At 35.5% G+C, this 25,315-nt stretch carries 35 protein-coding genes; 28 read left to right on the top strand and 7 right to left on the bottom strand.

Annotated elements, in window-relative coordinates:
* Positions 1-9: 9 nt before the first annotated feature.
* The gene (locus KHA87_RS07980; RefSeq protein ID WP_213093547.1) at positions 10-912 is read left to right on the top strand and encodes a 5'-3' exonuclease; all 903 of its coding nucleotides are present in this window, start codon (positions 10-12) and stop codon (positions 910-912) included.
* Between the two features lie 55 nt (positions 913-967).
* Here KHA87_RS07980 and sspL read toward each other — a convergent pair whose 3' ends face one another.
* Positions 968-1,111 carry a small, acid-soluble spore protein L gene (gene sspL / locus KHA87_RS07975; RefSeq protein ID WP_213093546.1) on the bottom strand — a complete coding sequence of 48 codons (144 nt, stop codon included), beginning with the start codon at positions 1,109-1,111 and terminating at the stop codon, positions 968-970.
* Positions 1,112-1,277: 166 nt separating this feature from the next.
* Here sspL and KHA87_RS07970 point away from each other — a divergent pair, with 166 nt between their 5' ends.
* Positions 1,278-1,559 carry a DUF6123 family protein gene (locus KHA87_RS07970; RefSeq protein WP_249310196.1) on the top strand — a complete coding sequence of 94 codons (282 nt, stop codon included), beginning with the start codon at positions 1,278-1,280 and terminating at the stop codon, positions 1,557-1,559.
* A 26-nt stretch (positions 1,560-1,585) separates the two neighbouring features.
* Here the strand turns inward: KHA87_RS07970 and KHA87_RS07965 are convergent, their stop codons facing one another.
* Both KHA87_RS07965 and KHA87_RS07960 read right to left on the bottom strand, forming a co-directional pair.
* Positions 1,586-2,524 (bottom strand): DMT family transporter, encoded by a 939-nt coding sequence (locus KHA87_RS07965; RefSeq protein ID WP_213093545.1) that lies wholly within the window; start codon positions 2,522-2,524, stop codon positions 1,586-1,588.
* Positions 2,517-2,927 (bottom strand): reverse transcriptase-like protein, encoded by a 411-nt coding sequence (locus KHA87_RS07960; protein ID WP_213093544.1) that lies wholly within the window; start codon positions 2,925-2,927, stop codon positions 2,517-2,519. The genes KHA87_RS07965 and KHA87_RS07960 overlap by 8 nt, the downstream gene beginning before the upstream one ends.
* Positions 2,928-3,225: 298 nt before the next feature.
* Here KHA87_RS07960 and KHA87_RS07955 point away from each other — a divergent pair, with 298 nt between their 5' ends.
* Together KHA87_RS07955 and KHA87_RS07950 are read left to right on the top strand one after the other, a co-directional pair.
* A complete protein-coding gene (locus tag KHA87_RS07955; RefSeq protein ID WP_213093543.1) occupies positions 3,226-3,882 on the top strand; it encodes a reverse transcriptase-like protein in 657 nt (218 codons plus the stop codon).
* Positions 3,883-3,904: 22 nt separating this feature from the next.
* Complete coding sequence (locus KHA87_RS07950; RefSeq protein WP_213093542.1) at positions 3,905-4,081, top strand: zinc-finger domain-containing protein; 177 nt, start codon at positions 3,905-3,907, stop codon at positions 4,079-4,081.
* Between the two features lie 51 nt (positions 4,082-4,132).
* Here KHA87_RS07950 and cspD read toward each other — a convergent pair whose 3' ends face one another.
* Positions 4,133-4,333, bottom strand: a complete 201-nt coding sequence (gene cspD / locus KHA87_RS07945; RefSeq protein WP_213093541.1) for a cold-shock protein CspD — start codon at positions 4,331-4,333, stop codon at positions 4,133-4,135.
* 321 nt (positions 4,334-4,654) lie between these two features.
* Here cspD and mntR point away from each other — a divergent pair, with 321 nt between their 5' ends.
* Positions 4,655-5,080 (top strand): transcriptional regulator MntR, encoded by a 426-nt coding sequence (gene mntR / locus KHA87_RS07940; RefSeq protein ID WP_213093540.1) that lies wholly within the window; start codon positions 4,655-4,657, stop codon positions 5,078-5,080.
* 26 nt (positions 5,081-5,106) lie between these two features.
* On the opposite strand, the gene KHA87_RS07935 is transcribed toward mntR, so the two are convergent.
* Entirely contained in the window at positions 5,107-5,325 is a 219-nt protein-coding gene (locus tag KHA87_RS07935) for a DUF3892 domain-containing protein (RefSeq protein WP_213093539.1), read from the bottom strand.
* A gap of 220 nt (positions 5,326-5,545) precedes the next feature.
* Here KHA87_RS07935 and KHA87_RS07930 point away from each other — a divergent pair, with 220 nt between their 5' ends.
* From KHA87_RS07930 to KHA87_RS07840, 19 genes are all read left to right on the top strand, one after another.
* Positions 5,546-6,223, top strand: coding sequence for a class I SAM-dependent methyltransferase (locus tag KHA87_RS07930; RefSeq protein WP_213093538.1), 678 nt, complete (start codon positions 5,546-5,548; stop codon positions 6,221-6,223).
* Between the two features lie 14 nt (positions 6,224-6,237).
* Positions 6,238-6,942 (top strand): AIM24 family protein, encoded by a 705-nt coding sequence (locus tag KHA87_RS07925; RefSeq protein ID WP_213093537.1) that lies wholly within the window; start codon positions 6,238-6,240, stop codon positions 6,940-6,942.
* A 51-nt stretch (positions 6,943-6,993) separates the two neighbouring features.
* On the top strand, positions 6,994-8,682 hold the full coding sequence (locus KHA87_RS07920) for a formate--tetrahydrofolate ligase (RefSeq protein WP_213093536.1): 1,689 nt from the start codon (positions 6,994-6,996) through the stop codon (positions 8,680-8,682).
* 35 nt (positions 8,683-8,717) lie between these two features.
* Positions 8,718-9,569, top strand: a complete 852-nt coding sequence (locus KHA87_RS07915; protein ID WP_213093535.1) for an amidohydrolase family protein — start codon at positions 8,718-8,720, stop codon at positions 9,567-9,569.
* Positions 9,570-9,680: 111 nt separating this feature from the next.
* Positions 9,681-10,340 (top strand): HD domain-containing protein, encoded by a 660-nt coding sequence (locus tag KHA87_RS07910; RefSeq protein WP_349305562.1) that lies wholly within the window; start codon positions 9,681-9,683, stop codon positions 10,338-10,340.
* The gene (locus KHA87_RS07905) at positions 10,321-12,204 is read left to right on the top strand and encodes an ABC-F family ATP-binding cassette domain-containing protein (RefSeq protein WP_213093533.1); all 1,884 of its coding nucleotides are present in this window, start codon (positions 10,321-10,323) and stop codon (positions 12,202-12,204) included. Before KHA87_RS07910 ends, KHA87_RS07905 begins: the two co-directional genes overlap by 20 nt.
* 17 nt (positions 12,205-12,221) lie before the next feature.
* Positions 12,222-13,355: a conserved virulence factor C family protein gene (locus KHA87_RS07900; protein WP_213093532.1), complete on the top strand. Its 1,134-nt coding sequence runs from the start codon at positions 12,222-12,224 to the stop codon at positions 13,353-13,355.
* A 15-nt stretch (positions 13,356-13,370) separates the two neighbouring features.
* Positions 13,371-13,808 (top strand): BrxA/BrxB family bacilliredoxin, encoded by a 438-nt coding sequence (locus KHA87_RS07895; protein ID WP_213093531.1) that lies wholly within the window; start codon positions 13,371-13,373, stop codon positions 13,806-13,808.
* Positions 13,809-14,020: 212 nt separating this feature from the next.
* Positions 14,021-14,794, top strand: a complete 774-nt coding sequence (locus tag KHA87_RS07890; protein ID WP_213093530.1) for a class I SAM-dependent methyltransferase — start codon at positions 14,021-14,023, stop codon at positions 14,792-14,794.
* 188 nt (positions 14,795-14,982) lie between these two features.
* Positions 14,983-15,567 carry a YpjP family protein gene (locus tag KHA87_RS07885; protein ID WP_213093529.1) on the top strand — a complete coding sequence of 195 codons (585 nt, stop codon included), beginning with the start codon at positions 14,983-14,985 and terminating at the stop codon, positions 15,565-15,567.
* 125 nt (positions 15,568-15,692) lie between these two features.
* Entirely contained in the window at positions 15,693-16,385 is a 693-nt protein-coding gene (locus tag KHA87_RS07880) for an anthrax toxin lethal factor-related metalloendopeptidase (RefSeq protein ID WP_213093528.1), read from the top strand.
* Between the two features lie 18 nt (positions 16,386-16,403).
* Entirely contained in the window at positions 16,404-17,198 is a 795-nt protein-coding gene (locus tag KHA87_RS07875) for a thymidylate synthase (RefSeq protein ID WP_213093527.1), read from the top strand.
* Positions 17,195-17,680, top strand: a complete 486-nt coding sequence (locus tag KHA87_RS07870; RefSeq protein WP_213093526.1) for a dihydrofolate reductase — start codon at positions 17,195-17,197, stop codon at positions 17,678-17,680. Before KHA87_RS07875 ends, KHA87_RS07870 begins: the two co-directional genes overlap by 4 nt.
* Before the next feature lie 108 nt (positions 17,681-17,788).
* Entirely contained in the window at positions 17,789-18,040 is a 252-nt protein-coding gene (locus tag KHA87_RS07865) for a DUF2535 family protein (protein WP_213093525.1), read from the top strand.
* Positions 18,041-18,151: 111 nt separating this feature from the next.
* Entirely contained in the window at positions 18,152-18,940 is a 789-nt protein-coding gene (locus KHA87_RS07860; protein ID WP_213093524.1) for an SGNH/GDSL hydrolase family protein, read from the top strand.
* Between the two features lie 17 nt (positions 18,941-18,957).
* On the top strand, positions 18,958-19,551 hold the full coding sequence (locus KHA87_RS07855) for a YpmS family protein (protein ID WP_213093523.1): 594 nt from the start codon (positions 18,958-18,960) through the stop codon (positions 19,549-19,551).
* 85 nt (positions 19,552-19,636) lie between these two features.
* The gene (gene msrA / locus KHA87_RS07850) at positions 19,637-20,170 is read left to right on the top strand and encodes a peptide-methionine (S)-S-oxide reductase MsrA (protein WP_213093522.1); all 534 of its coding nucleotides are present in this window, start codon (positions 19,637-19,639) and stop codon (positions 20,168-20,170) included.
* On the top strand, positions 20,157-20,582 hold the full coding sequence (gene msrB / locus KHA87_RS07845; RefSeq protein WP_213093521.1) for a peptide-methionine (R)-S-oxide reductase MsrB: 426 nt from the start codon (positions 20,157-20,159) through the stop codon (positions 20,580-20,582). The genes msrA and msrB overlap by 14 nt, the downstream gene beginning before the upstream one ends.
* Positions 20,583-20,687: 105 nt before the next feature.
* Positions 20,688-20,855, top strand: a complete 168-nt coding sequence (locus tag KHA87_RS07840; protein WP_213093520.1) for a YjcZ family sporulation protein — start codon at positions 20,688-20,690, stop codon at positions 20,853-20,855.
* A gap of 40 nt (positions 20,856-20,895) precedes the next feature.
* Here the strand turns inward: KHA87_RS07840 and KHA87_RS07835 are convergent, their stop codons facing one another.
* Positions 20,896-22,710, bottom strand: coding sequence for a methyl-accepting chemotaxis protein (locus KHA87_RS07835; protein ID WP_213093519.1), 1,815 nt, complete (start codon positions 22,708-22,710; stop codon positions 20,896-20,898).
* A gap of 258 nt (positions 22,711-22,968) precedes the next feature.
* On the opposite strand from KHA87_RS07835, the gene KHA87_RS07830 reads away from it, so the two are divergent.
* The 3 genes from KHA87_RS07830 to KHA87_RS07820 all read left to right on the top strand — a co-directional run bounded on the left by KHA87_RS07830 (position 22,969) and on the right by KHA87_RS07820 (position 24,263).
* Entirely contained in the window at positions 22,969-23,193 is a 225-nt protein-coding gene (locus KHA87_RS07830) for a YozE family protein (RefSeq protein ID WP_213093518.1), read from the top strand.
* 139 nt (positions 23,194-23,332) lie between these two features.
* The gene (locus KHA87_RS07825) at positions 23,333-23,995 is read left to right on the top strand and encodes a hypothetical protein (RefSeq protein WP_213093517.1); all 663 of its coding nucleotides are present in this window, start codon (positions 23,333-23,335) and stop codon (positions 23,993-23,995) included.
* Between the two features lie 100 nt (positions 23,996-24,095).
* A complete protein-coding gene (locus KHA87_RS07820) occupies positions 24,096-24,263 on the top strand; it encodes a YozD family protein (RefSeq protein ID WP_213093516.1) in 168 nt (55 codons plus the stop codon).
* 61 nt (positions 24,264-24,324) lie between these two features.
* On the opposite strand, the gene KHA87_RS07815 is transcribed toward KHA87_RS07820, so the two are convergent.
* Positions 24,325-24,450, bottom strand: coding sequence for a hypothetical protein (locus tag KHA87_RS07815; RefSeq protein WP_213093515.1), 126 nt, complete (start codon positions 24,448-24,450; stop codon positions 24,325-24,327).
* Between the two features lie 129 nt (positions 24,451-24,579).
* Between KHA87_RS07815 and deoD the strand changes: the two genes are divergently transcribed.
* Positions 24,580-25,281, top strand: coding sequence for a purine-nucleoside phosphorylase (deoD, locus tag KHA87_RS07810; protein ID WP_213093514.1), 702 nt, complete (start codon positions 24,580-24,582; stop codon positions 25,279-25,281).
* Positions 25,282-25,315 lie beyond the last annotated feature (34 nt).

Below are 25,315 nucleotides of genomic sequence, written 5' to 3'. Positions count from 1 at the left end.
GGTGATGAATTGAAGAACTCTTCACAGTTATTATTAGTAGATGGAATGGCATTATTGTTCCGTGCATTTTATGCTACAAGTGTTACCGGTCAATTTATGATCAATACTAAGGGGATACCAACAAATGCTGTTCAAGGCTTTATGAGGCATTTTTTAACTGCCTTAGAAGAAATGGAACCGAGCCATGCGATAGTTTGTTGGGATATGGGCAGCAAAACCTTTCGTAGTGAAAAGTTTGATGGATATAAAGCTAACAGAGAAGCTCCGCCGATTGAATTAATTCCACAATTCGATCTAGTAAAGGAAGTAGTAGCTGCTTTTGATGTGCCAAACGTTGGAGTCATTGGTTATGAAGCGGATGATTGTATCGGTACTATCGCAAAATCGGTTCAAAACGACATAAAGGTTTCCATTCTAACAGGTGACAAAGACTTGCTACAGCTTGTTGATCATCAAATTGATGTTAATATTATACAAAAAGGATTTGGAAATTATAAAACTTTTTCGAATGAAATTTTTTATGAAGAATACGGAATTACTCCACGTCAATTTATCGATGTAAAAGCATTAATGGGTGATACTAGCGATGGGTATCCTGGAGTAAAAGGCATTGGCGAGAAAACGGCCTTGAAATTAATACAGCAATTTGAAACTATTCCAGTTCTACTTGAAAATCTACACCAATTAACACCTTCCCAGCGTAAGAAAATAGAAGAGGATCTCGCAATGCTGCATATGTCGAGAGAATTGGCGGAAATAAAATGTGATGTGCCATTAACCTTTTCTTTAGAGGAAGCAGAATTGAATACTATTTCTCCGCAGTTTTTATCATTTATTGATGATTTAGAACTGAGAAGCATAAGAAGACATCTTATTCAAAGCAAGTGGTCCAATCTGGCAAAACAAGCCTAGTATTGAAGAGCAATCGGCAAATTAAGCGATTGCTCTTTGATGTCTGGCACCTATTTTATTTTTTATTACTTTTTTTAGCGGCATTTTCCAATTTTGATTTCGGGTCATCAACAGCAAATTCAGTATCCTGTCCCCAACCTTGCGGGTTAGCACCTGGAGCTAATTTTCCACGCGTATTATTTTTTTTCGTCAAGATCATCACCTCCGTTTTACTAGAATTCCCTTGCACATATTAATTTTATTCGGACGAACAAAATTATGTATTTTTCAAAAACTGCAATATAGTCATGTTAAGAAAAGTATTGTAAAATTAAAAATGAATAGTGTGGGATTGCCTCTTGGAAATGTTAGTGAGGGAGAAAATATTGAAAACGAAAGAATTATCACTGGATGATTTCCTGATGAACCTTCGGGAAAAAGGGTTTAAATTCGAAGAGGATGTTATCGGTTTTATCTATTTTGGAAAGCAATATACAGCTGCCTCTGATACCATTATTAAAGCGGCTATTGAAATTACGTTGAAAACGCAGAAAAAATTCGATGGAAGCTTTTATATCTCTTTATTAGAATCATTAAAACAAAATAACCTTATTTCCAAAGAGCAGGCATTTGAATATGCAGAAAAAATAGGCTTAATTTCAAAATAAAAAAAGAGGTATGGAGACCTCTTTTTTTATTTTGAAACCCTACGATTCATAGCTTTTTTATTCTTCACAAAAGACCAAGAAAAAGTTTTCTCAATCGGCAGTTCGCTTACTACCATTCCAAAAAAGATTAGAACGCAACCAATGGAGCCGTAAATGGATAATCTTTCGTTAATGACGATAAAGGAAGTAATCGCGGCAAAAACCGGCTCCATTGTTAAAATAATTCCTACTCTGGTAGGAGTTGTATGCCTTTGAGCCGTTGTTTGCATAAAAAAGGCGAAAGCAGTTCCTAGTATCGCCGTTATTAACATTGCAAAAATAGTTGTCCTTGAAAAGATATGACTGGACTGGAATACAACCTGCCATTTTTCAAATAGAAGGGCACCAACCGCACAAGTCAGTGAAACAGTAAATATTTGTACAGTTGTTAATAATAGTATTGGAACTTTCTTTGTAACACGATCGGTCAAAATGATATGGAAAGCAAATCCAAAGGCACATATAAGTACGAATCCGTCCCCAATGGAAAGTTCATTGCTATTTTTTGCCGCCAATAAATATAGACCAATTACAGCACCAATAGAGCCGATCAGCGCTTTAGTGGCAGGTCGTTTTTTATAAATAATAAATATAATCAAGGGAACCATGACTACACTTAGCCCGGTAATAAATCCTGCTTTTGATGGTGTCGTATATAAAAGACCAATGGTTTGAAAGGAGTAACCGATAAATAGGCATATTCCCAACAAAATACCGGGTAAAAACTGATTTACCGATACGATTATTTTTCCTTTTTCCTTAATTATATAGATAAGTAAAATAACCACGCCTGCTACAAAAAACCGGATTGCATTAAATGTCATAGGCGGCAAAAATTCGATTGCATTTTGAACGACAACAAAAGTAGAGCCCCAAATTAATGCAACAAGTAATAATCCTAATTCTGCTAATAATCTTTTATTCATGCTGTAATCCCTCTTTTTTATTCATGCGGATAGCATGTCGTGCCAAACTGTCAGCTGTTTTATTTTCAGAGCTGGGAACCCATTTAATAAAAAATAATTCGAATTGTTGAATTAAATTTAATGCTTCCAACAGCAATGCTTTGTAGGGTTCTCTTTTAGCAAATTCTTTCTCTACCGCATGTACAACTGCTTTAGAATCAGAGCGGACAGAAATTATGTTATGCCCTTTTTGCTTACATATTTTTAAACTGTGTATGAGCGCTAAAAATTCTGCCTCATGATTGTTTTTTTGTCCTAAGGGAATGGAGTATCTTTCCACTTCTCCGTTTGCCTTAATAAAGATCCCGGCCCCGCTATCACCTGGGTCACCGGCGCTTGCACCGTCTATATAAACTTCTATCAATTGTCATTCTCCTTTTTCTGCTGTAAAGTAGGATTCTAAAGGGAAGTAAATAAAGGGTAATGCAGAATAACAATGCTTACTAGTTAGGATATCATAATTTTAAAACACTTGTTATCTATATCAGAATTTTCGTGTTATGAGGAATATCGCTGGATTAAAAAATCGGAAAAGATAACAATATAGTTAATGAATTTATGCCTGATCAAGACTATTTCTTTTATTATTTTTCTTTTAATGACGAGAACAGCCTTGGTTAAATATATTATCATCTTTTTTAGCATATGCCGGGAGTGTTAGCATGAAAGTGAAAATAAAATGGCTATATAAAGGGGCTAAAACAGCAAGTATACAGTTTGAATCAGATTGGATATCAGAAGACGCTTTCGACCGATCCATTGATGACATTTATAATACCGGTCGTGTAATCGATTTAACGATAGTTGATGAAATGGGAGCAGAATGGACGAAAAAGGAATATTTAAAATTAAGAGAGGAAATAAAGAATGAGCCAAGTGATTGTACCATTTTCTTCGATGGGGGATTTGACCGTGAAAAACGTATTGCTGGAATTGGTATGGTTGTCTATTACAAAATTGGCAATGAAGCCTATAGATATCGCCAGAATGCTAAAATAGAGGAAATCCATACAAATAATGAGGCAGAGTATATAGCATTGTATAATTCCCTGTCTCTATTGGAGGAAATAGGTGCGCATCATATCCCATGTATTATTAAGGGGGATTCTCAAGGTGTGCTAAAACAATTATCAGGAGAATGGCCATGTTTCGAGAAAGTATTAAATGATTGGCTTGACAGAATAGAGCATAAAATGGAAAAGTTAGGAATTAATCCAACCTTTATTCCCATTAGTAGAAAAGAAAATAAAGAGGCTGATCAGCTTGCTTCGCAAGCACTTAACGATAAAATTATTTCTAGTCATTTAAAAATAAGTTAAACAATTAAAAAGGACGATCATAATGGAAAGGAAAAAACTTTTGAAGGAAGTAGATTCCATTTTGGAATATTATTGTGAAGGATGCTTTATTAAATCAACGTTACAAAAGGATCATGGAAAAGCATTTGCCCATCGCTTTTGCATCGATAAATGTACAGTCGGTGAGAAACTCAAAGAAGTTGGCAAAAGATTTAACTAAAAATGAACAATAAAAGGCTGACATAAAAATGTCAGCCTTGTTCATTTATAATTATAATTTAGTTACGTTAGCAGCTTGCGGTCCACGGTTTCCTTCAACGATTTCGAAAGATACTTCTTGACCTTCTTCTAACGTTTTAAAACCATCACCTTGGATAGCTGTGAAGTGTACGAATACATCGTCTCCACCTTCAACTTCGATGAATCCAAAGCCTTTTTCATTGTTAAACCATTTTACTTTACCGTTTTGCATGTTTCTTAATCCTCCTAAATCTTTAAAGCACAAAGTGCCAAGAAAAAAATGTAACACTAAACGTATAATATTGCATAATCTAATGAATATGAAACGATAAAATATGTTTAATGTTAAAATAAATATACACCAACCGATTTATTGCGTCAAGGAGGTTGGTGTTAATTTTTTATTTTTTCAGAATAGGAGGAAAAAGGGGTAATTAATATTCATTCAGTAGTTTTCTTGTTTAATTAGTATTTCTATAGTAAAATTTTAACGATGACTCAAAAAAATACAATAGAGTTAACGATAAGAGCCTTACATAATGGGGGTTTAGGGATGCCAACACCAAGTATGGAAGATTATATAGAACAAATTTATTTACTAATTGAAAGCAAAGGCTATGCACGTGTATCTGATATTGCTGAAGCACTATCCGTCCATCCCTCCTCAGTTACAAAAATGGTACAAAAGCTAGATAAAGATGACTATTTAGTATATGAAAAATACCGCGGCTTAATATTAACATCGAAAGGGAAAAAAATCGGAAAGCGTCTAGTAGACAGGCATGATTTATTAGAGCAATTTCTGAAGATAATCGGTGTTAAAGAAGAGAATATTTATCAGGATGTAGAAGGTATTGAACATCATTTAAGCTGGAATTCTATCGATAGAATTGGGGATTTAGTACAATTTTTTGAGGAAGATCCTGAACGCGTGAAAGCATTAAAAATTTTGCAGCAAAAAAATGAAGAAGAAATATGAGAAGAACCGCATGATTGCGGTTCTTTTTAATAGATAGGGGGATAATTTACAAAATATTTATCGCTATCATCACTATTAAATAGGAAGGCATGTCCATCTTGATTCCATCCGATATTTGCTCCTTCAATGATTCCACTTTCTGTTTCCATCATAGCTTTTCTATAGGAAATTATTCTACCTTGTGATGTTTCAAAGCTAATGATGTCACCTTTATTATTTCTTTGAACCTTTATAATGTGTTCCACTTGACTAACTCCCTTGCTTATTAAAATTCCTTTCCTCTTCACAAAGATAGGTCAAAAATATTGGAGGAAAATGAAAGGCTAATAATATTTTGGTTAAATTAGAGGGAAATCAAACATAAATATTTAATATTATTTTTATAGAAACTCTATTCTTTTAATATGTTTATTTTGTAGACAATAATTTTGAAATAAAAAATGAGTTTTTTTAAGGGGGATTAGAATGAATTCATTTTCGTGGGATGGGGAGACAAAAAGACAATGGAATGAAAATGCGGAAAATTGGCATTCCAATTCTAAAGAAATGTGGATGCATGGCAGCAGAAAGGATATTATGCCTTTCTTCAATAAATATATCCCGCCAGGATTGATTGCAGACCTCGGCTGTGGAGATGGATATGGTTCCTTATTATTGAGTCAAAATGGATATGAAGTCATCGGAATGGATATTTCTGATAAAATGATTGCTATTGCCAAAAATCTTGAAAACGAACGTTTAACATTTATGCAAGGCAATTTATTGAATACACCATTTGAAGACAGTCAATTTAATGGGGTCATGGCCATTAATTCTTTGGAATGGACGGAAAAACCATTAATAGCATTGAATGAGATAAACAGAATCATTGTAAAGGGCGGATATGGTTGTTTTGGGATTTTGGGACCAACTGCTATGCCACGTGTTAATAGTTTTCCAAGATTAGAAGGTAAAAATGCCATTTGCAATACAATAATGCCATGGGAATTCGAAAAACTTGCGTTAAAGCATGGTTGGGAGAAAATAGCTGAATCAAAAGTTTATAAAAAAGGGGTCTCCACCCAGCATACAGATGGACTTTCTAATGAATTAAAACAAGCATTAAGCTTTATGACATTATTTATCCTAAAAAAAGTAAATTAAATGGGGTGATATAGATGGAAGATTCAAAATACTCCATACAACAATTTATTCAGCAAACGAAGCAAGAAGATAAACATCAAGGCTTATTTGAACTAGAAACACCACGTCTTCTTGAAATAAATTTAGACGGGAAGGTATGGGCTAAAGCAGGTTCTATGGTATCCTATCGGGGAAATATAAAATTTGAACGGGAAGGAATGCTGGAGCATGGTATTGGGAGGCTATTCAAAAAGGCATTGACCGGGGAAGGTACTGCCTTAATGAAAGCGACTGGAAATGGGAAATTATATATTGCCGATCAAGGCAAAAAAATCTCCATTCTTAACTTGCATAATGAAGCTCTGATTGTAAACGGCAATAATTTATTAGCATTTGAGCAGTCCATTGGCTGGGACATAAAACTAATGAGACGAATTACAGGAATGCTTGCAGGAGGAATCTTCAATGTGAGACTGGAAGGAAACGGGAGAGTGGCAATTACATCTCATTATGAGCCTTTAACATTGCTCGTTACACCTGATAACCCAGTATTTACAGATCCCAATGCAACGGTTGCCTGGTCCGGAAACTTAAAGCCAGATTTTGTAACGGATGTTTCTTTTAAGACTTTTCTTGGACGTGGAAGTGGCGAATCCATTCAAATGAAGTTTTCAGGAGATGGCTTCGTAGTCGTTCAGCCATATGAAGAGGTATATTTTTCAAGTGATTCCAAAGGTTAAAATTAATATATTTGTTTGGTCTGACAATCATAAAGGTTTGGAGGTAAGGGTATGAATTCCAATAATAGAATAAAAACAGATATAGAAATTGCCCAAGAAGCAAACTTGCTACCTATAAAGGATGTAGCAACAACAATAGGATTACAGGAAGATGATCTTGACTTTTATGGAAAATATAAAGCGAAGATATCGTTTGAAAAAATACATAAATTGCAAGCAAATAAAGACGGAAAACTGATTTTAGTAACTTCTATAAATCCTACACCTGCTGGTGAAGGAAAATCCACTGTAACAGTTGGGTTAAGCGATGCACTTCAATCAATAGGAAAAAAGGTTATGATCGCTTTGCGTGAGCCATCATTAGGGCCAACGATGGGGATGAAGGGAGGAGCAACAGGAGGAGGTTATTCCCAAGTTCTTCCTATGGAAGATATAAACCTTCATTTTACCGGAGACATTCACGCCATTACAACCGCCAATAATGCGCTTGCTGCATTAATGGATAATCATATTCAGCAAGGAAATCAACTTCAGATTGATCCGCGCAGAATTGTTTGGAAGCGCTGTCTGGATTTAAATGAACGTGCTTTACGGCAAATTGTGATTGGTCTTGGTGGTCCAGGTCAAGGTGTTCCAAGAGAAGATGGTTTTGATATTACGGTAGCCTCGGAAATAATGGCCGTTTTATGCCTAGCAAATGATTTGGAAGACTTAAAGATTCGGTTATCGAAAATGGTTATTGCCTATAACTATGATAAAAAACCAGTTACAGTAGGTGATTTAGGGGTAGAAGGTGCACTTACGCTGCTTCTGAAGGATGCTTTGAAGCCTAATTTAGTTCAAACGATAGAGCATACACCTGCACTTGTACATGGTGGGCCTTTTGCTAATATTGCCCATGGATGCAATAGTGTAATGGCTACGAAAACAGCATTAAAATTAGCAGATTATGTTGTAACGGAATCAGGCTTTGGAGCAGATCTTGGGGCGGAAAAATTTTTGGATATAAAAGCAAGATCTGCAAGGTTAACACCTTCTGCGGTTGTCATTGTAGCAACGGTCAGGGCCTTGAAAATGCACGGTGGCGTAGCAAAAACGGAGCTATCTAATGAAAATACTGATGCATTGGAATCAGGACTAGAAAATCTGAAAAAGCATGTGGAAACCATCGGTCAATTCGGACTGCCATTTGTAGTAGCTATTAATCGTTTTATAACGGATTCTGAAGCAGAACTAACTCTTTTGAAAAGCTGGTGTGAGGAAAATTCCATCCCAGTAGCATTGACGGAGGTTTGGGAAAAAGGCGGACAAGGCGGTACAGATCTTGCAGAAAAGGTTCTTGAAGCAATAGATAATAATTCGAATGCATTCAGGCAACTTTATCAATTGGACATGCCATTAGAGGATAAAATTGGTACCATCATTCGAAGGGTCTATGGCGGAAAAGATGTTGAATTCTCTTCCAAAGCGCAAAAACAATTAAATGATTTCAAGAATTTTGGATGGGAGAAACTGCCGGTTTGTATGGCTAAAACACAGTATTCATTGTCTGATGATCCTGGAAAACTCGGAAGACCAAGGGATTTTACGATTCATGTCCGTGAATTAATACCTAAGCTTGGCGCGGGCTTTATTGTTGCTATTACAGGTGAAATTATGACAATGCCGGGGCTCCCTAAAAAACCTGCTGCATATAATATGAATGTAGATGAAAATGGCAGAGCTATTGGATTTTTCTAGTCTTTTTTATTAAGTAAATCGTAGGAGATATTAATGTGAAAATAATTGATGCACATATGCATTTATCCAATATTAAAGAATTTCGTCATACTGCCAAAGAGCTTTCATTCGTAGATTATTCTAATAAGGGAATTGTCAATGAATATCGTGAGGCAGGAGTGGTATTAGGGATTGGCATGGGATTGACAGAAACGGCTGGATTAGGATTTCCGGATCCGGAGGCACAGACACCAATGGCGTTGGACTTAGAAGAGCAGTTACCAGATAATATTGTATATTGTGCCGGCATCAATCCGTATACCTTAGATGAAAATGCAATAGAAAGGTTAGAATATGAAATTCAAAAGCCGAATGTCGTTGGAATGAAAATATATTTAGGATATTATCCTTTTTATGCTTTTGATCAAGTGTACGATCCTGTTTATTCTTTAGCCGAAAAATATGATATCCCAGTTGTTTTTCATACGGGTGATACCTATTCAGAAAGAGGGTTACTAAAGTATTCTCACCCATTAACCTTAGATGAAGTAGCAGTAAAGCATCGGAAAATTAGATTTATGATGGCTCATTTTGGAGATCCATGGGTGCTGACAGGTTCTGAGGTAGTATATAAAAATTCAAATATGTATGCAGACTTATCTGGGCTACTTGTTGGGACGGAAAAGGAGTTTAAAAACAAGCTGAATGGCAGATTTTTCGATCATTTAAAACACGCATTAGAATTTTGTGATCACTATGAAAAGCTTCTTTTCGGCACAGATTGGCCTTTAGCTCCAATTGCTACTTATATTGATTTTGTTAAAGAGATTATACCAGAGAAATTCCATTCGGATGTTTTTTATCATAATGCTTTGAAGGTTTTTCCTAAGATTAACAGCTATTTATAAGATGGTAATAGGTCGTATTTTAAACATACGGCCTTTCGTGTTTTGTAAGCAGTTGAATACTTTTTATAGTGTAAAGATGGTAAAATGTATGGGGGAGGAGGAATTCTGAAGGTGAAGCATATAATTGGAAGAACCGAAGAATTTGTGCGAAAGGAAATGGGCGAAGATTCAACCGGACATGATTGGTACCATGTAGACCGGGTGCGGAATCTCTCTCTGTATATAGCAAAATGTGAGGGAAAAGGGGATCTGTTTATCATAGAAATGGCCTCTTTATTGCATGATATTGCAGATGATAAGCTAAACGTTACTTCTTTAGCTGGGAGCAATAAACTGCATCAATTTTTAAATACATTGTCATTGCCTTCTACATTGGAGGCGGAAATAGTAGATATTATTGAAAAAATCTCTTTCAAAGGTGGAAATGAGGCTTTTTTACATACATTTGAACAAATGGCTGTGCGGGATGCCGATCGCTTGGATGCGATTGGCTCTATTGGAATTGCCAGAGCATTTGCTTATGGCGGAAAAAAAGGACAGCTTATGTATGATCCCGCTATTCAAGTGAGGGAAAATATGACACTGGATGACTATCGAAATGGTAAATCCTCGACAATTCATCATTTTTATGAAAAATTATTATTATTAAAGGATAAAATGCTTACAAATACGGGTAAACAAATCGCGTTGGAAAGACACCAGTATTTAGAAGCTTTTCTACAGCAGTTTTATAAAGAATGGAACGGTGACTATGAAATCAATAACAGTTGAAGAACTTTCAAAAACCTACGGAGAAAAACAACTGTTTAAACAAATATCCTTTCATGTTAGTGAAAAGGATAGGGTCGGTATAATCGGAGTAAATGGAACAGGAAAATCCAGCTTATTAAAAATATTGACAGGTGCAGATGAGCCTGATTCCGGAGAAATCATCCACCCTAATCAGTATTCCATCGGGTATTTATCGCAAAATCCCGAATTAAATTCCGAGCTTACTGTATTGGAACAGGTCTTTCAAGGAGAAGCAGCAATTATCCAGCTGTTTAAGGCATATGAGAGCATATTAATCCAAATGGAAAGAGAACCTGACAATACCAGTTTGCAGGATAAGCTATTTACTCTGCATAAACAAATGGATGCCCTTAATGCATGGGATGCAAATGCCAATGCCAAAACAATTTTAACGAAATTAGGAATTCATGATTATACGCAGCAAATTGGCAATTTATCGGGAGGACAAAAGAAGCGGGTAGCATTAGCGCAAGTTCTAATTGAAACGCCTGATCTATTAATTTTGGATGAACCGACTAACCATTTGGATTTTGATTCTGTTAAATGGCTGGAGGATTATCTGAACAAATATCCCGGGGCCATTTTGCTCGTAACTCATGACCGATATTTTCTTGATTCTGTCGTCAATCGAATATTTGAATTAGATCATGGCAGGCTATATTCCTATAAAGGTAACTATCAAGACTTTATTGAGGCGAAATCGTTAAGGGAAGAAGAAAATCTGGCAAGTGAGAGCAAAAGAAGAAATTTATATCGAAACGAGCTTGCCTGGATGAGGCGTGGTGCTAAAGCAAGATCCACAAAGCAAAAAGCGAGAATTCAGCGCTTTGAACAGCTTGAGGATACCATCGGGAAAATTCCGACAAATGATAATGTAGAATTTCAAATACAAGGAAGCCGACTAGGAAAGCAAGTATTTGAATTTAAAAATGCCAATAAAGAGTATGGGGAAAAAATCATTTTAAGGAATTTTAATTGGCTTGTGAAACCGGGCGACCGCATTGGGATTATAGGTAAAAATGGAAGTGGAAAGTCCACTTTTATGAATCTGCTCGCAGGAACCATTTCTCTTTCAGAAGGAGAGATTCTTACCGGACAAACGGTGAAAATAGCTTATTATAAACAGGAAACTGAAGATATGGATGATTCAAAACGTATGATTGAATATATCCGTGAATTCGGTGATTCCGTTACAACAAAAGATGGGGAAATGATATCTGCAGCACAAATGCTAGAAAGATTTCTTTTTCCTTTATATACACACGGCACTCCAATCAGAAAGCTATCTGGCGGTGAAAAAAGGAGACTGTATTTATTAAGACTGTTGATGGAGAAGCCGAATGTACTGCTGCTCGACGAACCTACAAATGATCTGGATACACAAACGCTTACAGTATTAGAGGATTATTTGGAGGAATTTCCCGGAGTTGTTATTTCCGTATCCCATGATCGCTATTATTTAGACAAAACAGCAGATCAACTTTTAATTTTTGAAGGCAACGGAATTATCGATCGGTATTATGGCACATATAGTGAATACCTTGATCTTAAACTGTCAGAAACGAAAACAGAAGAAAAAGTTTCTGCACATACTGTTGAAAAGAATATAAAGAAATCGAAAAAAATGAGTTATATGGAAAAAAAAGAATGGGAGGAAATTGATGATAATATTTTGGCAGCTGAACAAAAATTAGAATCTCTACAAGCTGAGCTTAATAATATTGGCAGTGATTTTGAGAAAGCGCAAAAAATTATGGAGGAAATAGCAATCCAGGATGAAACGCTTGAAACGCTAATTGAGAGATGGACATATTTGTCTGAGCTTGCTGAGACATTAAAGTAGTAAATGAGGTGTTAATGATGAAAATTGTTTCAATTGAACCTACTCCAAGTCCCAATACAATGAAAATAATATTAGATGAAGAACTTCCTGCAGGCAAAAGCACAAATTATAAAGAGGAGCATTCCAATATAGCCCCGCCAATTATTCGATCCATACTAGAAATAGAGGGTGTAAACGGGGTTTATCATGTTGCTGATTTTCTTGCAGTGGAGCGGAAAGGAAAAGTTGATTGGCAAAATATCTTACCAAAAATTAGAGTCATTTTTGGGGAAGATGAACAAACAAAAAATGCATCACTACAGAAAATAGATGAGCATTACGGAGAGGTTAATGTTTTTATTCAAATATTTAAAGGCATACCGCTTCAAGTAAAGCTAGTAGAAGGTACAGAAGAAAAACGATTTGGCTTGCCGGAAAATTTCCTGAAAGCAATGCAACAGGCGCAGCTGCCAGGTGATAATTATGTTTTGCTGAGAAAATGGAAAGAGCAGGGTGTGCGTTACGGTGAACTAGAACAAATCGGTAAAGAAATAGTGGAAGAAATGGTTGCTTCATATCCGGAAGAACGATTGAATAGGCTGGTTGCAATGGCTAAAAACCCAGAGCAATATTCTCAACAAACATCTAAGAAATTACAAAAGGTTTCTATCGAAATGCTAGATGATCCGGATTGGCGCATTAGGTACCGTCAATTAGAACAGATGGATGAACCAGAAATTAATGACTTGCCCGTTCTAGAAAAAGCGCTTGAGGATGAAAAACCATCTATTAGACGTCTAGCAGTTGTATATTTGGGCATGATTAAGGATAAAAAAGTGCTGCCATATCTTTTTAAAGGTCTTGAAGACAAGGTAGTAACAGTTAGAAGAACAGCCGGAGATGCTTTGTCGGATTTGGGATTTAAAGAAGCAATACAGCCGATGGCTAAAGCCTTAAAAGATAAGAGTAAAATTGTGCGTTGGAGAGCTGCGATGTTTCTTTATGAAGAGGGAGATGAAACCGCGCTTCCTGCATTAAAAGAGGCAGAAAATGATCCTGAGTTTGAGGTTCAGCTTCAAGTTAAAATGGCAATCGAAAGAATTGAAGGCGGCGAAGCGGCTCAAGGGTCTGTATGGAAGCAAATGACGGAAGCGAGAAAAGCAAATAAGTGATAGGAGGCAATATAGATGTCAATGGCATATGAAGAGTATATGAAGCAAATAGTGAAACCGATGAGGGAAGAGCTTGTCCAAGCTAATTTTAAAGAGCTATTAACTGCTGAAGAAGTAGAAAACTTTATGGAATCTGTTGAAGGTACAACACTTGTAGTAGTTAACTCTGTATGTGGGTGTGCTGCTGGCCTAGCACGTCCAGCAGCGGTGGAAGCAGTAGTAAAGAGTGACAATAAGCCTAATCATTTAGTCACGGTATTTGCTGGTCAAGATAAAGAAGCAACTGCTAAAATGCGTGAGTATTTCGGAGAATATGAACCATCTTCCCCATCGATGGCCATTTTAAATGGAAAGAAAGTCGAGCATTTTATACCTCGCGATGACATAGAGGATCATGAAGTGGATGAAATTGTTGATAATATAACCAGTGCTTTCCAAAAATATTGTAAATAAAGGCTCCATTCTTAAACTTTGTTGCTTTTTCAGGCGAAAATCTTAAAATATCTATGATCTTTGGGGACGAATGAATAACTTTTTTAATAAAAGATGCCCCTAGCTAATACTATATTAAGATTTATAACACTATCCGAAAAACTACATTCTATACGATAACAGCCTTAATATTAGAAGGGTGTCAAGTGACACCCTGTTTTTAGGTGATTAATATGTTTGTAACGACTGCTGGGAGAACAACAGAAGCATTGAATGAATATGGAAAACAGGTTGCAATGGATTTACATATTCCTTTTGTGGTAAGAAGGAAACAGTCTATTCGGTCTTTACAAGAATACTATGATGACGACTGTATAGTTGCTGGAAAAGAAAGATTAGAATTACATATGCGAAAGTCCGAGCTTCCTTTTTTCTTTCATCCTAATTCAGCAAACTTTAGAATAAAAAGATTATTAAAGGGTGAGCATGATCCATTTATAGATGCAGCAGAACTATCGGAAGGTATGAGTGTATTAGACTGTACGATGGGGCTTGCCTCTGATAGTATCACAGCTTCTTTTGCTGTTGGAGAAACTGGGAGAGTAGTTTCTCTAGAAGGCAACAAGTACCTGGCATATCTTGTTCAAAAAGGCTTGCGTAATTGGTGCTCAGATGTAGACGAGATGAATGTCGCAATGAAAAGGATACAAGTGCATCACTCATTTTATGAGGATTTTTTTAAAAAATGTTCGGAAAATATGTTTGATGTCGTCTACTTTGACCCAATGTTTGAGGAATCGATTTTAACATCAGAAGGGATAAAAGCTTTGCGGGATTTAGCTATTTATGGAGGCATCTCCTCTGATACAATGAAAGAAGCAAAAAGGGTGGCAAGGTCTAGAATTGTCTTGAAGGATCATTTTAGATCACCACTCTTTAAGGAGTTTAACTTCCAAGTGTATAAAAGACAATCTGCTAAATTCCATTATGGGGTAATTACACTGTAATAGAAAAGAATGCAAAGTCAAAAACCGCAACAAATTATACAATGTTTTCCTATTCTTTTACCATTTTTCATAGTAAAATAATAATAAGTGCTAAATATTTAAAATTAAATTAAGTTTTCCATAGGATAATGAAGTAATTATGAAAAGTATAGTTAATTTATAAGGATTTAGTGAAGGGGGGATGAACCGTGAAAAAGTGGCTGAAAAAATCAATCGTCGTATTGGTTTCCATTTTTACGTTTGGAATGGTTACCCCTGCACATGCATTCTGGAATGGAAATCAAGAGGTTGATAAATCAGAACAGCAAAAGCACAATTCGACGCAAAATCAATCTATTACATCCTTCCAAGAATCTAAGTTTGATAGGGAAAACATTGTCCATTCTATGATGGCAGAGGCTGAGAAACAATCGTTTGAAAAATTTGGAGAGAAAATCGGTCCAGTTATCGAAGATGAATTTAGACAAGTGATTATGCCTAATATTCAAAGAGCAATAGAAATGACAGTGAAAGAATATCCGGAAGAAAGACTGGAAGCATTAGCAATATCGGAGAAGCCGAGTGGAGGTATTGGAGAAAAAATATTTCATATTTATGATGCTAATACAAACGAAGATATTATTCGGTTCCATGTAAGAAGGGATCATCCTCCAATGGATGGTTATTACTTTGATTTTCATTACCATGTGCAATTCGATAACTACCAAAAGCATTATGCACTTGGAACTATATATTGGGATAAAAACACTCCTCCAAAATGGATGAGTGTATAAGAATAGGTGCCATTTTTGGCACCTTTTTTTACTATTGATACCAAGTAATTTGGGGAATCTATCGAACGTCCCTATGATATAATGAAACTAGATATCTATCAGAAATGAAATAGGAAGTGCTGATAATGCATAAGGCATCAAAATATGTTTTCATCATTGTCGTAATTTTACTATTAGGGCTATCAAAATCATCTTTAGATGGTATATTATTAAAGAATAGTGGGCTTTTCAAGACTGTTCAGCTCCGTTCACCACTATCCTTGGGTGATATGGTTGTTTTGCCAAAGGAGAAGAATTACGATAGGAATGAAGTGAAAAAAATTATTTCTAGATTAGATCATTTGCCTCCTTCTATTCTGAAAAGAGCAGATTCAAAAGGCATTAAAATAAAATTATTCCAAGGTAAGCTAACAGATAATCCAACAGCAGCCTATTTAAAAGGAAAAACGCCAAGGGGATATGCAAACCACTCCATTACATGGGATGATGTTCCTGGAATTGGAGGCTCGAAAACAGTACTTATTAAAATCGGATGCAGCGAGAAGGGGAAGGGGCACGGGTCTGTTAATTTAGAGCTCCATGAGCTTGCACACTCACTAGAGCATTATCTCTATGACGGAAAGAACGAGCAAAGTACTTTTGATACAATTTGGAAACAGGAAGCCCCAAAATTGTTTCCGGGTAATGCCTATTTTATTGATTATCAGGAAGAATACTTTGCCGAATGCTTTGCTATGTTTTTTTATTCAACCTCCACTAAAATACAGTTAAAAAAATTTGCCCCTTTTACGTATGAATATATTTCGAAATTATCATAGGGAAAACGAGGTATACAGATGAAACAATACTTGGATTTATGCAAACACGTTTTAGAAAATGGAACGAAAAAGGGAGATCGAACTGGAACAGGAACAATCAGCACCTTTGGATATCAAATGAGGTTCAATCTTGCCGAAGGTTTCCCGCTTCTTACAACGAAAAAACTTCACTTAAAATCTATTATTCATGAACTTCTTTGGATGTTAAATGGCGATACAAATGTTAAATACCTACAAGAAAATGGTGTAAGGATATGGAACGAATGGGCAGATGAAAATGGGGATCTTGGACCAGTATACGGCCATCAATGGAGATCATGGGAGGCAGCTAACGGTGAAACAATAGATCAAATAACAGATGTAATTAATCAAATTAAAACGAATCCGAACTCCCGAAGATTAATTGTAAATGCGTGGAACGTTGGAGAAATTGATAAAATGGCCCTTCCGCCATGTCATTGCTTCTTTCAATTTCATGTAGCAAATGGAGCATTATCTTGCCAGCTCTATCAACGATCTGCTGACATTTTCTTAGGAGTTCCGTTCAACATCGCATCCTATGCTTTATTGACAATGATGATCGCTCAGGTTTGTAATTTAGAACCGGGAGAGTTTATTCATACTTTAGGAGATGCGCATATATATGAAAACCATATTGAACAAGTAAATCTTCAATTAACACGTGATCCGAAGCCACTTCCTAAAATGGTTATAAATAAAAAGGTAGAATCTATTTTTGAATTTACGTACGAGGATTTCTCATTAGAAGATTATCAACCACATCCACATATAAAAGGAGCTGTCAGTGTATGATCTCTTTTTTATGGGCAGAAGATAAAAAGGGCATTATCGGAAAGAACAATCAATTACCGTGGCATTTACCGGAGGATTTAAAATATTTTAAAAGAACGACAATGGGACACCCTATTGTAATGGGGCGGAAAACATATGAATCAATTGGGAAACCCCTCCCCGGGAGAACTAATATTGTTTTAACCAGGGACCCCCATTTCCATGCAGAAGGCTGTTTAACCTTTAAAACGAAAAATGATTTACTAAAGTGGATTAGAGAAAACAATGATGAAATATTTATTACCGGAGGCGCCGAGATCTTCGGATTGTTTATGGAAGAAGTAGACCGCCTTTATATAACGAAGATCCATGAGGATTTTGAAGGTGATACATATTTTCCGCCAATGGATTGGTCAGAGTGGAAACTTATTTCAAATGAAAAAGGAATAAAAAACGAAGAGAACCCATATGACTACGAATTTCAAATTTATGAAAGACTATAAATTCATTGTCCAATTAGAAAAAAAGATTTTTTGACAAAAACAGACAAGAACTGCGAACGTTCATAAGGTATAATATATTCAAACGGGTTAAAAAAGAGGATTGATAATTTGCTATTTAAAAGCCTTGAGTTCAAAACAAATAATGGACAGAAGGTGAAAATTACCGATATACCGGTATTGAGTGATGCAAGCCCGCATTTTTATAAAATTAATGCAAGTCTTGCTCAGTTTGTAAAAAAAATACAAGCTTCCTCAAATGTAAAAAATAATTATTCATTTAGAGATTATTTAAAAAGGACACTTAGATGGCCGGAATATGAATTAATTTATAATCCATCCGTATTAAAAAATAATGCTTAGAAAAAGTCAAAAAGGATCTCCTAATTGCAGGGGATTCTTTTTATTTTTTCTGCCAAAAAACGGTGTGTAAATGTTATAATAAAATGAATTTGTTCAAACGAGGTGACAAGAATGAAAAGAAAGATCACCTTACTTTTAGCTATTTTTATTCTAGTATCAGGCTGTACTGTGCATACTAATAACCAACCCAGCAAGAAAGCGAATATAGAGGCAAAGCCAATGCCTTCCAAGGATTTCATTCCGAAAAATATTAAAGTTGTTGCAGTAGGAGATTCCCTTACACAAGGAGTTGGTGATAGCACCAATCGTGGAGGGTACATTCCGTATTTGAAAGATATAATGGAAAATGAAAAAGGGATTGGGAAAGTCACCTTTCAAAACTTCGGTGTAAGAGGGGATCGTACCGATCAATTGCTAATAAAGCTTAAACAACCAAAAGTAATGAATGAAATTAAAAATGCGGATATGGTCATCATAACAATTGGCGGCAATGATGTTATGAAAGTGTTTAAGGATAATTTTACAAGTCTGAAGGTGTCGAAATTTCAAACAGCATTAGCTGGATATGAAACAAAATTAAATAACATTATTAAGACAATTCGTGAATACAAACCGAATGTTGGCATCGTATTAATTGGTATTTATAATCCTTTCGGAAAGTGGTTCTCGGATATTAAAGAAATGGATGATATTGTTTCTAATTGGAATAATGCAAGTGAACAAATATTGACACAGTATTACAATACCCAATTTATCCCTGTAAGCGACATTTTTGAAAATCAAAATGAAAATCTTTTTTATACGGATGATTTTCACCCGAATGATTTAGGGTATAAATTAATGGCTAATCGAATAGGGGATTACTTACGTAAAAATAAGCTTGAACAATTACGAAAATAGCAACGTGAGGTAAAAAAATGTTACATGTAAAAAATCGCTGGAAAGCAGCATTTTTCATACTACTCTTGATAATTTTGATTTTTGTTGCTGTGATCGGATATCTGGTTGCAGCGCCCGGAGAAAAAGAAAATATTCCGAAAACAGCTCTAAATAAGGATAAATATGTACAATTTCATATAAGAACGAACAAGGATGACCTAAATAAATTAATAAACCATTATATTGAAAAAGAAGGTTTAAATGGACCAATAAAATATAATGTGTATTTGTATGACGATGTAGAACTAGATGGTACAATCCCTGTATTCTCCGAGAATGTCCGATTAAGAATGACGTTTGAGCCCGAGAGCTTAAAGAATGGAGATTTAATATTAAAGCAAAAATCTATCTCCATTGGAAATTTGAATCTTCCGGTATCGTTTGTTTTAAATTTCATAAAAAAGTCCTATAAATTTCCGGAGTGGGTAACCATTTATCCGGACAAAAGAGAAGTTTATGTAGGACTGCAAAAAATGAAGATCGGTCGTGGTGATATGAAGGCACGAATAGATACATTTAATTTACCGGAAAACGATATTTCCTTCTCTTTGCTGTTCCCAACTGATAAATAAAATCTATCATAAATACCACGGTGTTATAAGAGGTAGGGAATCTGGTTAAAAGATACTTATTTAGAAAGCGAAAAGGGGTAAAAACATGGAGAAAGCTACATTTGCGGGTGGTTGCTTTTGGTGTATGGTGAAACCGTTTGACGAGCAAGAAGGAATCATAAGTGTTATATCAGGCTACACAGGCGGAACAAAACCGAATCCAACCTATGAAGAAGTATGCAGTGGAATGACGGGGCACACGGAAGCGGTGCAAATTACCTTTGATCCGAAGAAATTTCCTTATGAGAAGCTTTTGAATGTATTTTGGCAGCAAATTGATCCAACGGATGCAGGCGGACAATTTTATGATAGAGGCACTTCTTATATGCCTGCTATTTTTTATCATAACGATAAGCAAAAAATACTCGCTGAGCAATCAAAGCAAAATTTACAGAACAGCGGAAGATTTAATAAACCGATAGTTGTGGATATTGTTCCTGCTTCCGTTTTTTATCCAGCAGAGGAATATCACCAGCAATATTATCTTAAAAATCCTGGTCATTATAATGCTTATCATGAAGGATCTGGAAGAGCAGGATTTATCAAAAAACATTGGGGTGATTTGAATGAACCAAAATGAAATAAAAAAGAAATTAAACCGCATGCAATATGAGGTAACACAAAACAATGCTACTGAACCTCCGTTTCAAAATGAATACTGGAATCAATTTGAAGAAGGAATATATGTTGATATTGTATCGGGAAAACCACTTTTTAGTTCAAGGGATAAATTTGATGCTGGATGCGGTTGGCCAAGTTTTACTAAGCCGGTCAAGGAAGAGGAAATTATTGAAAAAAAGGACTTAAGTCATGGGATGATACGTACAGAGGTGAGAAGTAAAAGTGCTGACTCTCACTTAGGTCATGTCTTTAATGATGGACCGGGTCCGACCAAATTAAGATATTGTATCAATTCTGCAGCTTTAAGATTCATTCCAAAAAAGGAATTGGAAAAAGAAGGATACGGTGAGTTTTTGCAGCTGTTTTCTTAGGCACACCTGCAAAATCATTTTATATGGGCATATACACATTCCACCTATAGGTGTTTTACATATCCTAAAAATGAAAATAAAAATTCATTTGAGGAGTTGAAAGGTATGTACTATGGCTCTTACGGTGGCTACGGCGGCTGTTGCTATCCTACCTATGACTATGGATGTTGCGGCGGGTATGGATATGCTGGAGGATGTGGAAATGGCTTCGCCTTAATTGTTGTATTGTTTATTTTGCTAATTATTATTGGTGCTTGTTGGATGGTGCCTTGATAAAGTTTATAGATGAAAAAAGTCCCCAATAGGGGACTTTTTAAATTTTAAAGTTAGAGATTAATTGACGTAAGTTTTCTGCTTGCTTGGATAATTCGGAGGCAGACGCTGTTACTTGTTCCATCGCTGCAGATCCTTCTTCAGAAGCTGCTGCTGTAGTTTCAGTATGGGAAGCAGTAACCTCTGCAATTTCACTGACAGCAGCAAAGGAATGAGCTACTTCCTTGCTTAGATGTAATGTTTTTTCAATTTGGTCAACCATTTCAGTGATAACCTTTGAAGTATCATTTGTATTTTCCAGGATTTTTTGTAATGATTGAGTAGTTTCATTGGAAATTTCAACTCCTGAAATAACCGCTTGAACTCCTTCTTTATTTTGTTCAATAACTGCATTCACTTCATCCTGAATAGAGTGAACGATATTGGATACTTCTTTAGCTGCGTTTTGGGATTGTTCTGCTAATTTTCTAACCTCATCCGCAACCACTGCAAATCCACGCCCATGTTCACCTGCTCTTGCCGCTTCAATGGCCGCATTTAATGCAAGTAGATTTGTTTGTCCGGCAATACCAGTAATTGTATTAATAATTTTTGTAATTTCATCTGATTTTTTCCCTAATGATTCCACAGTAAAACTTGTATTTGCCATTGTTTCTTCAATACTCATTATTTTGACAGAGGCCTCTTTAACAGATGTTTCTCCTGATTTTGCAGAAGATTGCATATTTAAAGCTGCGATTTTAACACGATCTGCAAGACTTCCTAGAACCTCCACAACTTCATTTAAAGAATCCATTTTCTTTAACGAGTCATCCATTTGAGAAGTTGTTTTTTCACTGCCAGAGGCAATTTCACCGGAAGTTTCAGCGATGGAAAGAATAGTTTTAGCCGTTTCTTCTGCTGAGGCAAGGAGCTCTTCGCTACTAACCGATACATTCTCGGCCATTTTTGCAACTTCCTTTACAAGCTTTGCGATTCCATCAATTAGAATGTTTGTATCTTTTGCAAGACCAGAAAGCTCATCATTCGATTTAACGTGAATACGTTTTGTTAAATCTCCACCCGCATTTGCAATTTCTAAGATGGAGCTGCTAATTTTCTTCACATTAGATTTGATTCCTCTTGATAAAGCAATTGAGAGAACAATAGTTAAAATGATGGCTAATAGAGATAAAATGAAAGAAACAATTTCCATGATTGTTACCATAGTATGTAAACTATCAATTCTTGCTTTGGATGATTTGGATTGTGCATCATCAAATGCTTTGATATTTGATTGCATTTTTCCCATATAATCATTTCCATGTGCTTCCATAATTAAGTTCCTGGCTTCCTTTTCGCTTTGGAATTGGCGCGCCTGGATTACACTATCGATGGAACCACTCCAAAAATAGTAGGATTCTTCAATTGCTTCAATTTTCTTTAGCTGGGATTTGTCCCCTTTTACAAATGTTTTTAGTTTTTTGATATTTTTATCGATAGTATCTTTACTTACATAATAAGGGTCAAGAAAGCTTTTATCCCCAGTAATAGCATAGCCTCTTTCGGCTGATTCAATCGTATAGGATGATTGTAGAATTCCTTGGACTTTTTCATGCATTACTACATCTTGCTCTACGATACGGCTTAATTCATTATCTAACTTACTCATGTTGAGATAGGATGTAATGGTTAGAATAATCAAAAGGATTGTCAAGACTCCGAAAGAGATGGTAATTTTGCCTCTGATGGACTGAAAATAGGAAAAGGAGACTTTTTGTTTTTTGTTAATTTTCTCTTTTTTTATTTTCAGTTTCCCTACCTTTTTGGGCTTTTTCTCTTTTGGGATTTTGATTTTTTTCGCTTTTTTGCCCACATTGTTCCCCTCCTAGTAATAATTTAGACATATGACAAAATATCTAATGATTATTTTACTAATTTATATCTGAATAATCTAGGTATTCTTTCGATTATTTGTCGAAATATTAGAGGAAATGTTCCAAAGACTCATATTTTTGGTATTTATTTACAATGTTTCATGCACTTTAAATCAGACTAATCTCAAAAGCTTTACGAAATTTAGTTCTTCCTGTATAGTAATTGCAAATCTTTTTAGGAGGAAGGGCGTATTATCATGAATCTTTCTTTTTATCATTATTTAATGAAATACCGTGATGCAAAAGCGAAGGATGACATATCTTTATTTGCTAATCATGCATATAATGACCATGCCTTTCCAAAACATTCCAATGATTATCATGAATTGAGCTCGTATCTGGAAATGAACGGGGCTTATTTAGAATCGATGTCTATTTTTGATAAGGTGTGGGAGCTTTACCTCTTGGAAGCGAACAAATAATAGTTGATTGCTAATTATGCTTTGTTAAAAAAAGGTATTTGTCATCATGTAAAAAGGCTTAACCAAACAATCGTTTTGTTCATTTTCTGCATATAATTTATTAATAATTACTCTACGGGTTTCAAGGAGACGGGAGGCAATGGACAATAAGGATAAACCACATTTTAAGATAGGTGATACCATTGTTATTTTAAAATACGGTACGGTAGGCAAAATTTCAGATATTAAATATATAGATGGCCAATATTTTTACGAGGTAAATGAGGGTGACGGATTATTTAGGGATAATGGATTAACATTGCTTTCCGATTTTAAAGGGGAGTTAGTGGATAAGGAACAAATTGACATCGAGTATAAATTTTTCTTTGGAGATTTAGTTCAGGTAAAAGGATATCTTGATGAATTATTTAAGGTAGTCGGATTTAGAACAGAAATATGGCGCTATAAGGAAGATGCTTGGGAAGATATTATTTATGAATTAACAAGAGTAACGGATGGAGAATGGCTCGAGGCAGATGAAAATGAATTGATATTGGTAGCAGAATCTGATATTGCCGATAGCTATTTGAAAAAATATGGTTTTATTTATCCTATAAAAAAGATGAAACAGCCTCTCCTTCTGCCTTCTCCTAAGGACCATTTTACTAATAAAATTGATGCACTATTAGATATGTATAATGATTATAAAACCATGTATGGAATGTTTTCGGATTCTTATTATATCGACATGATGGATACCATTAAGAATCAATTGGCGGACCTTTTAAATAAAAGCAATAATAAGTTGAGAAAACATTCTTGAAAATAGATGGAGCTATTGTTTTATCGTTTATTCATATCCACATATAAATTGGCATAAACGTAATGTAAGAACATACATTTTTTTAAAGGAGGCGATTTTAGTGCGGGATATTGAAGTGTTTATTGACACGGAAGAAATTGCGGAGTTCTTTTTCAATGAGCTTGTAAAAAGAGGCTATGCACCTAAGGCCGAGGAACTCGAAGAAATCGCCGATATTACATTTGATTACTTAATTGCAAAATGCATCATCGACGAGGAATGGGATTAGATTTCAAGTGAAAATAGGTAAAATTTAGCCACCACCCAAATTGGGTGGTGGCATTTCATTTTTATTTTTTACGCCGATTTGCGCTAAATTCTTTGCCGTGTGCTTCTTGTTCAGCGATGATTTGTTCTGCCGGTATATGGTTATTTTTCTTTTGGCCATTTATACGATTTCGATGTTTTTTGCCCATTTATTTTTCCCTCCTTACAATATTCCTCTTTATCGTAACCAAAAATACCTTTTATCATTACTAATAAGATTGCATCAAAAGGTAGAAAACTATAAAATGAACATACGGAAATTGAAAGGAGAATTAATAATGAGTATACATATTGGTGCAAAGGAAAATGAAATTGCAGAAACGGTGCTTTTACCTGGTGATCCGCTTCGTGCAAAATATATTGCAGAGACATTCCTAGAGGATGTTACATGCTATAATGAAATTCGAAACATGTATGGTTTTACAGGAACCTATAAAGGTAAAAGAGTATCTGTACAAGGAACAGGAATGGGCGTTCCTTCCATTTCTATATATATTAACGAATTAATGCAAAGCTATAATGTGCAAAATTTAATTCGTGTAGGGACATGCGGTGCTATTCAAAAGGATGTGAAAGTAAGGGACGTAATTATTGCAATGACTGCATCTACTGATTCACAGATGAATCGCTTAACATTTGGTGGGATTGATTATGCACCTGCTGCTAACTTCGAATTATTGAAGAAAGCATATGACAGCGGAATAGAAAAAGGACTTAACCTTAAGGTTGGAAATGTATTTACCGCAGATATGTTCTATAATGATAATGCTGATCATGAGAAATGGGCAAATTACGGTATCTTAGCAATAGAAATGGAAACAGCAGCTCTATATACACTTGCAGCAAAATATAATCGAAATGCTCTATCCATATTGACTGTGAGTGATCATATTATTACAGGTGAAGAAACGTCTGCAGAAGAAAGGCAATTAACATTTAATGATATGATTGAGGTTGCTTTGGAAGCTTCTGTTAAATAAAAAGTCTCTTAATGAGGCTTTTTTGTTTTATTGG

The sequence above is a fragment of the Bacillus sp. FJAT-49736 genome, from assembly GCF_018343615.1.
Classification (GTDB): domain Bacteria; phylum Bacillota; class Bacilli; order Bacillales; family Bacillaceae_C; genus Margalitia.
Note: the sequence above shows the minus strand (reverse complement) of the source record. Positions and strands in the feature narration are given on the sequence as shown.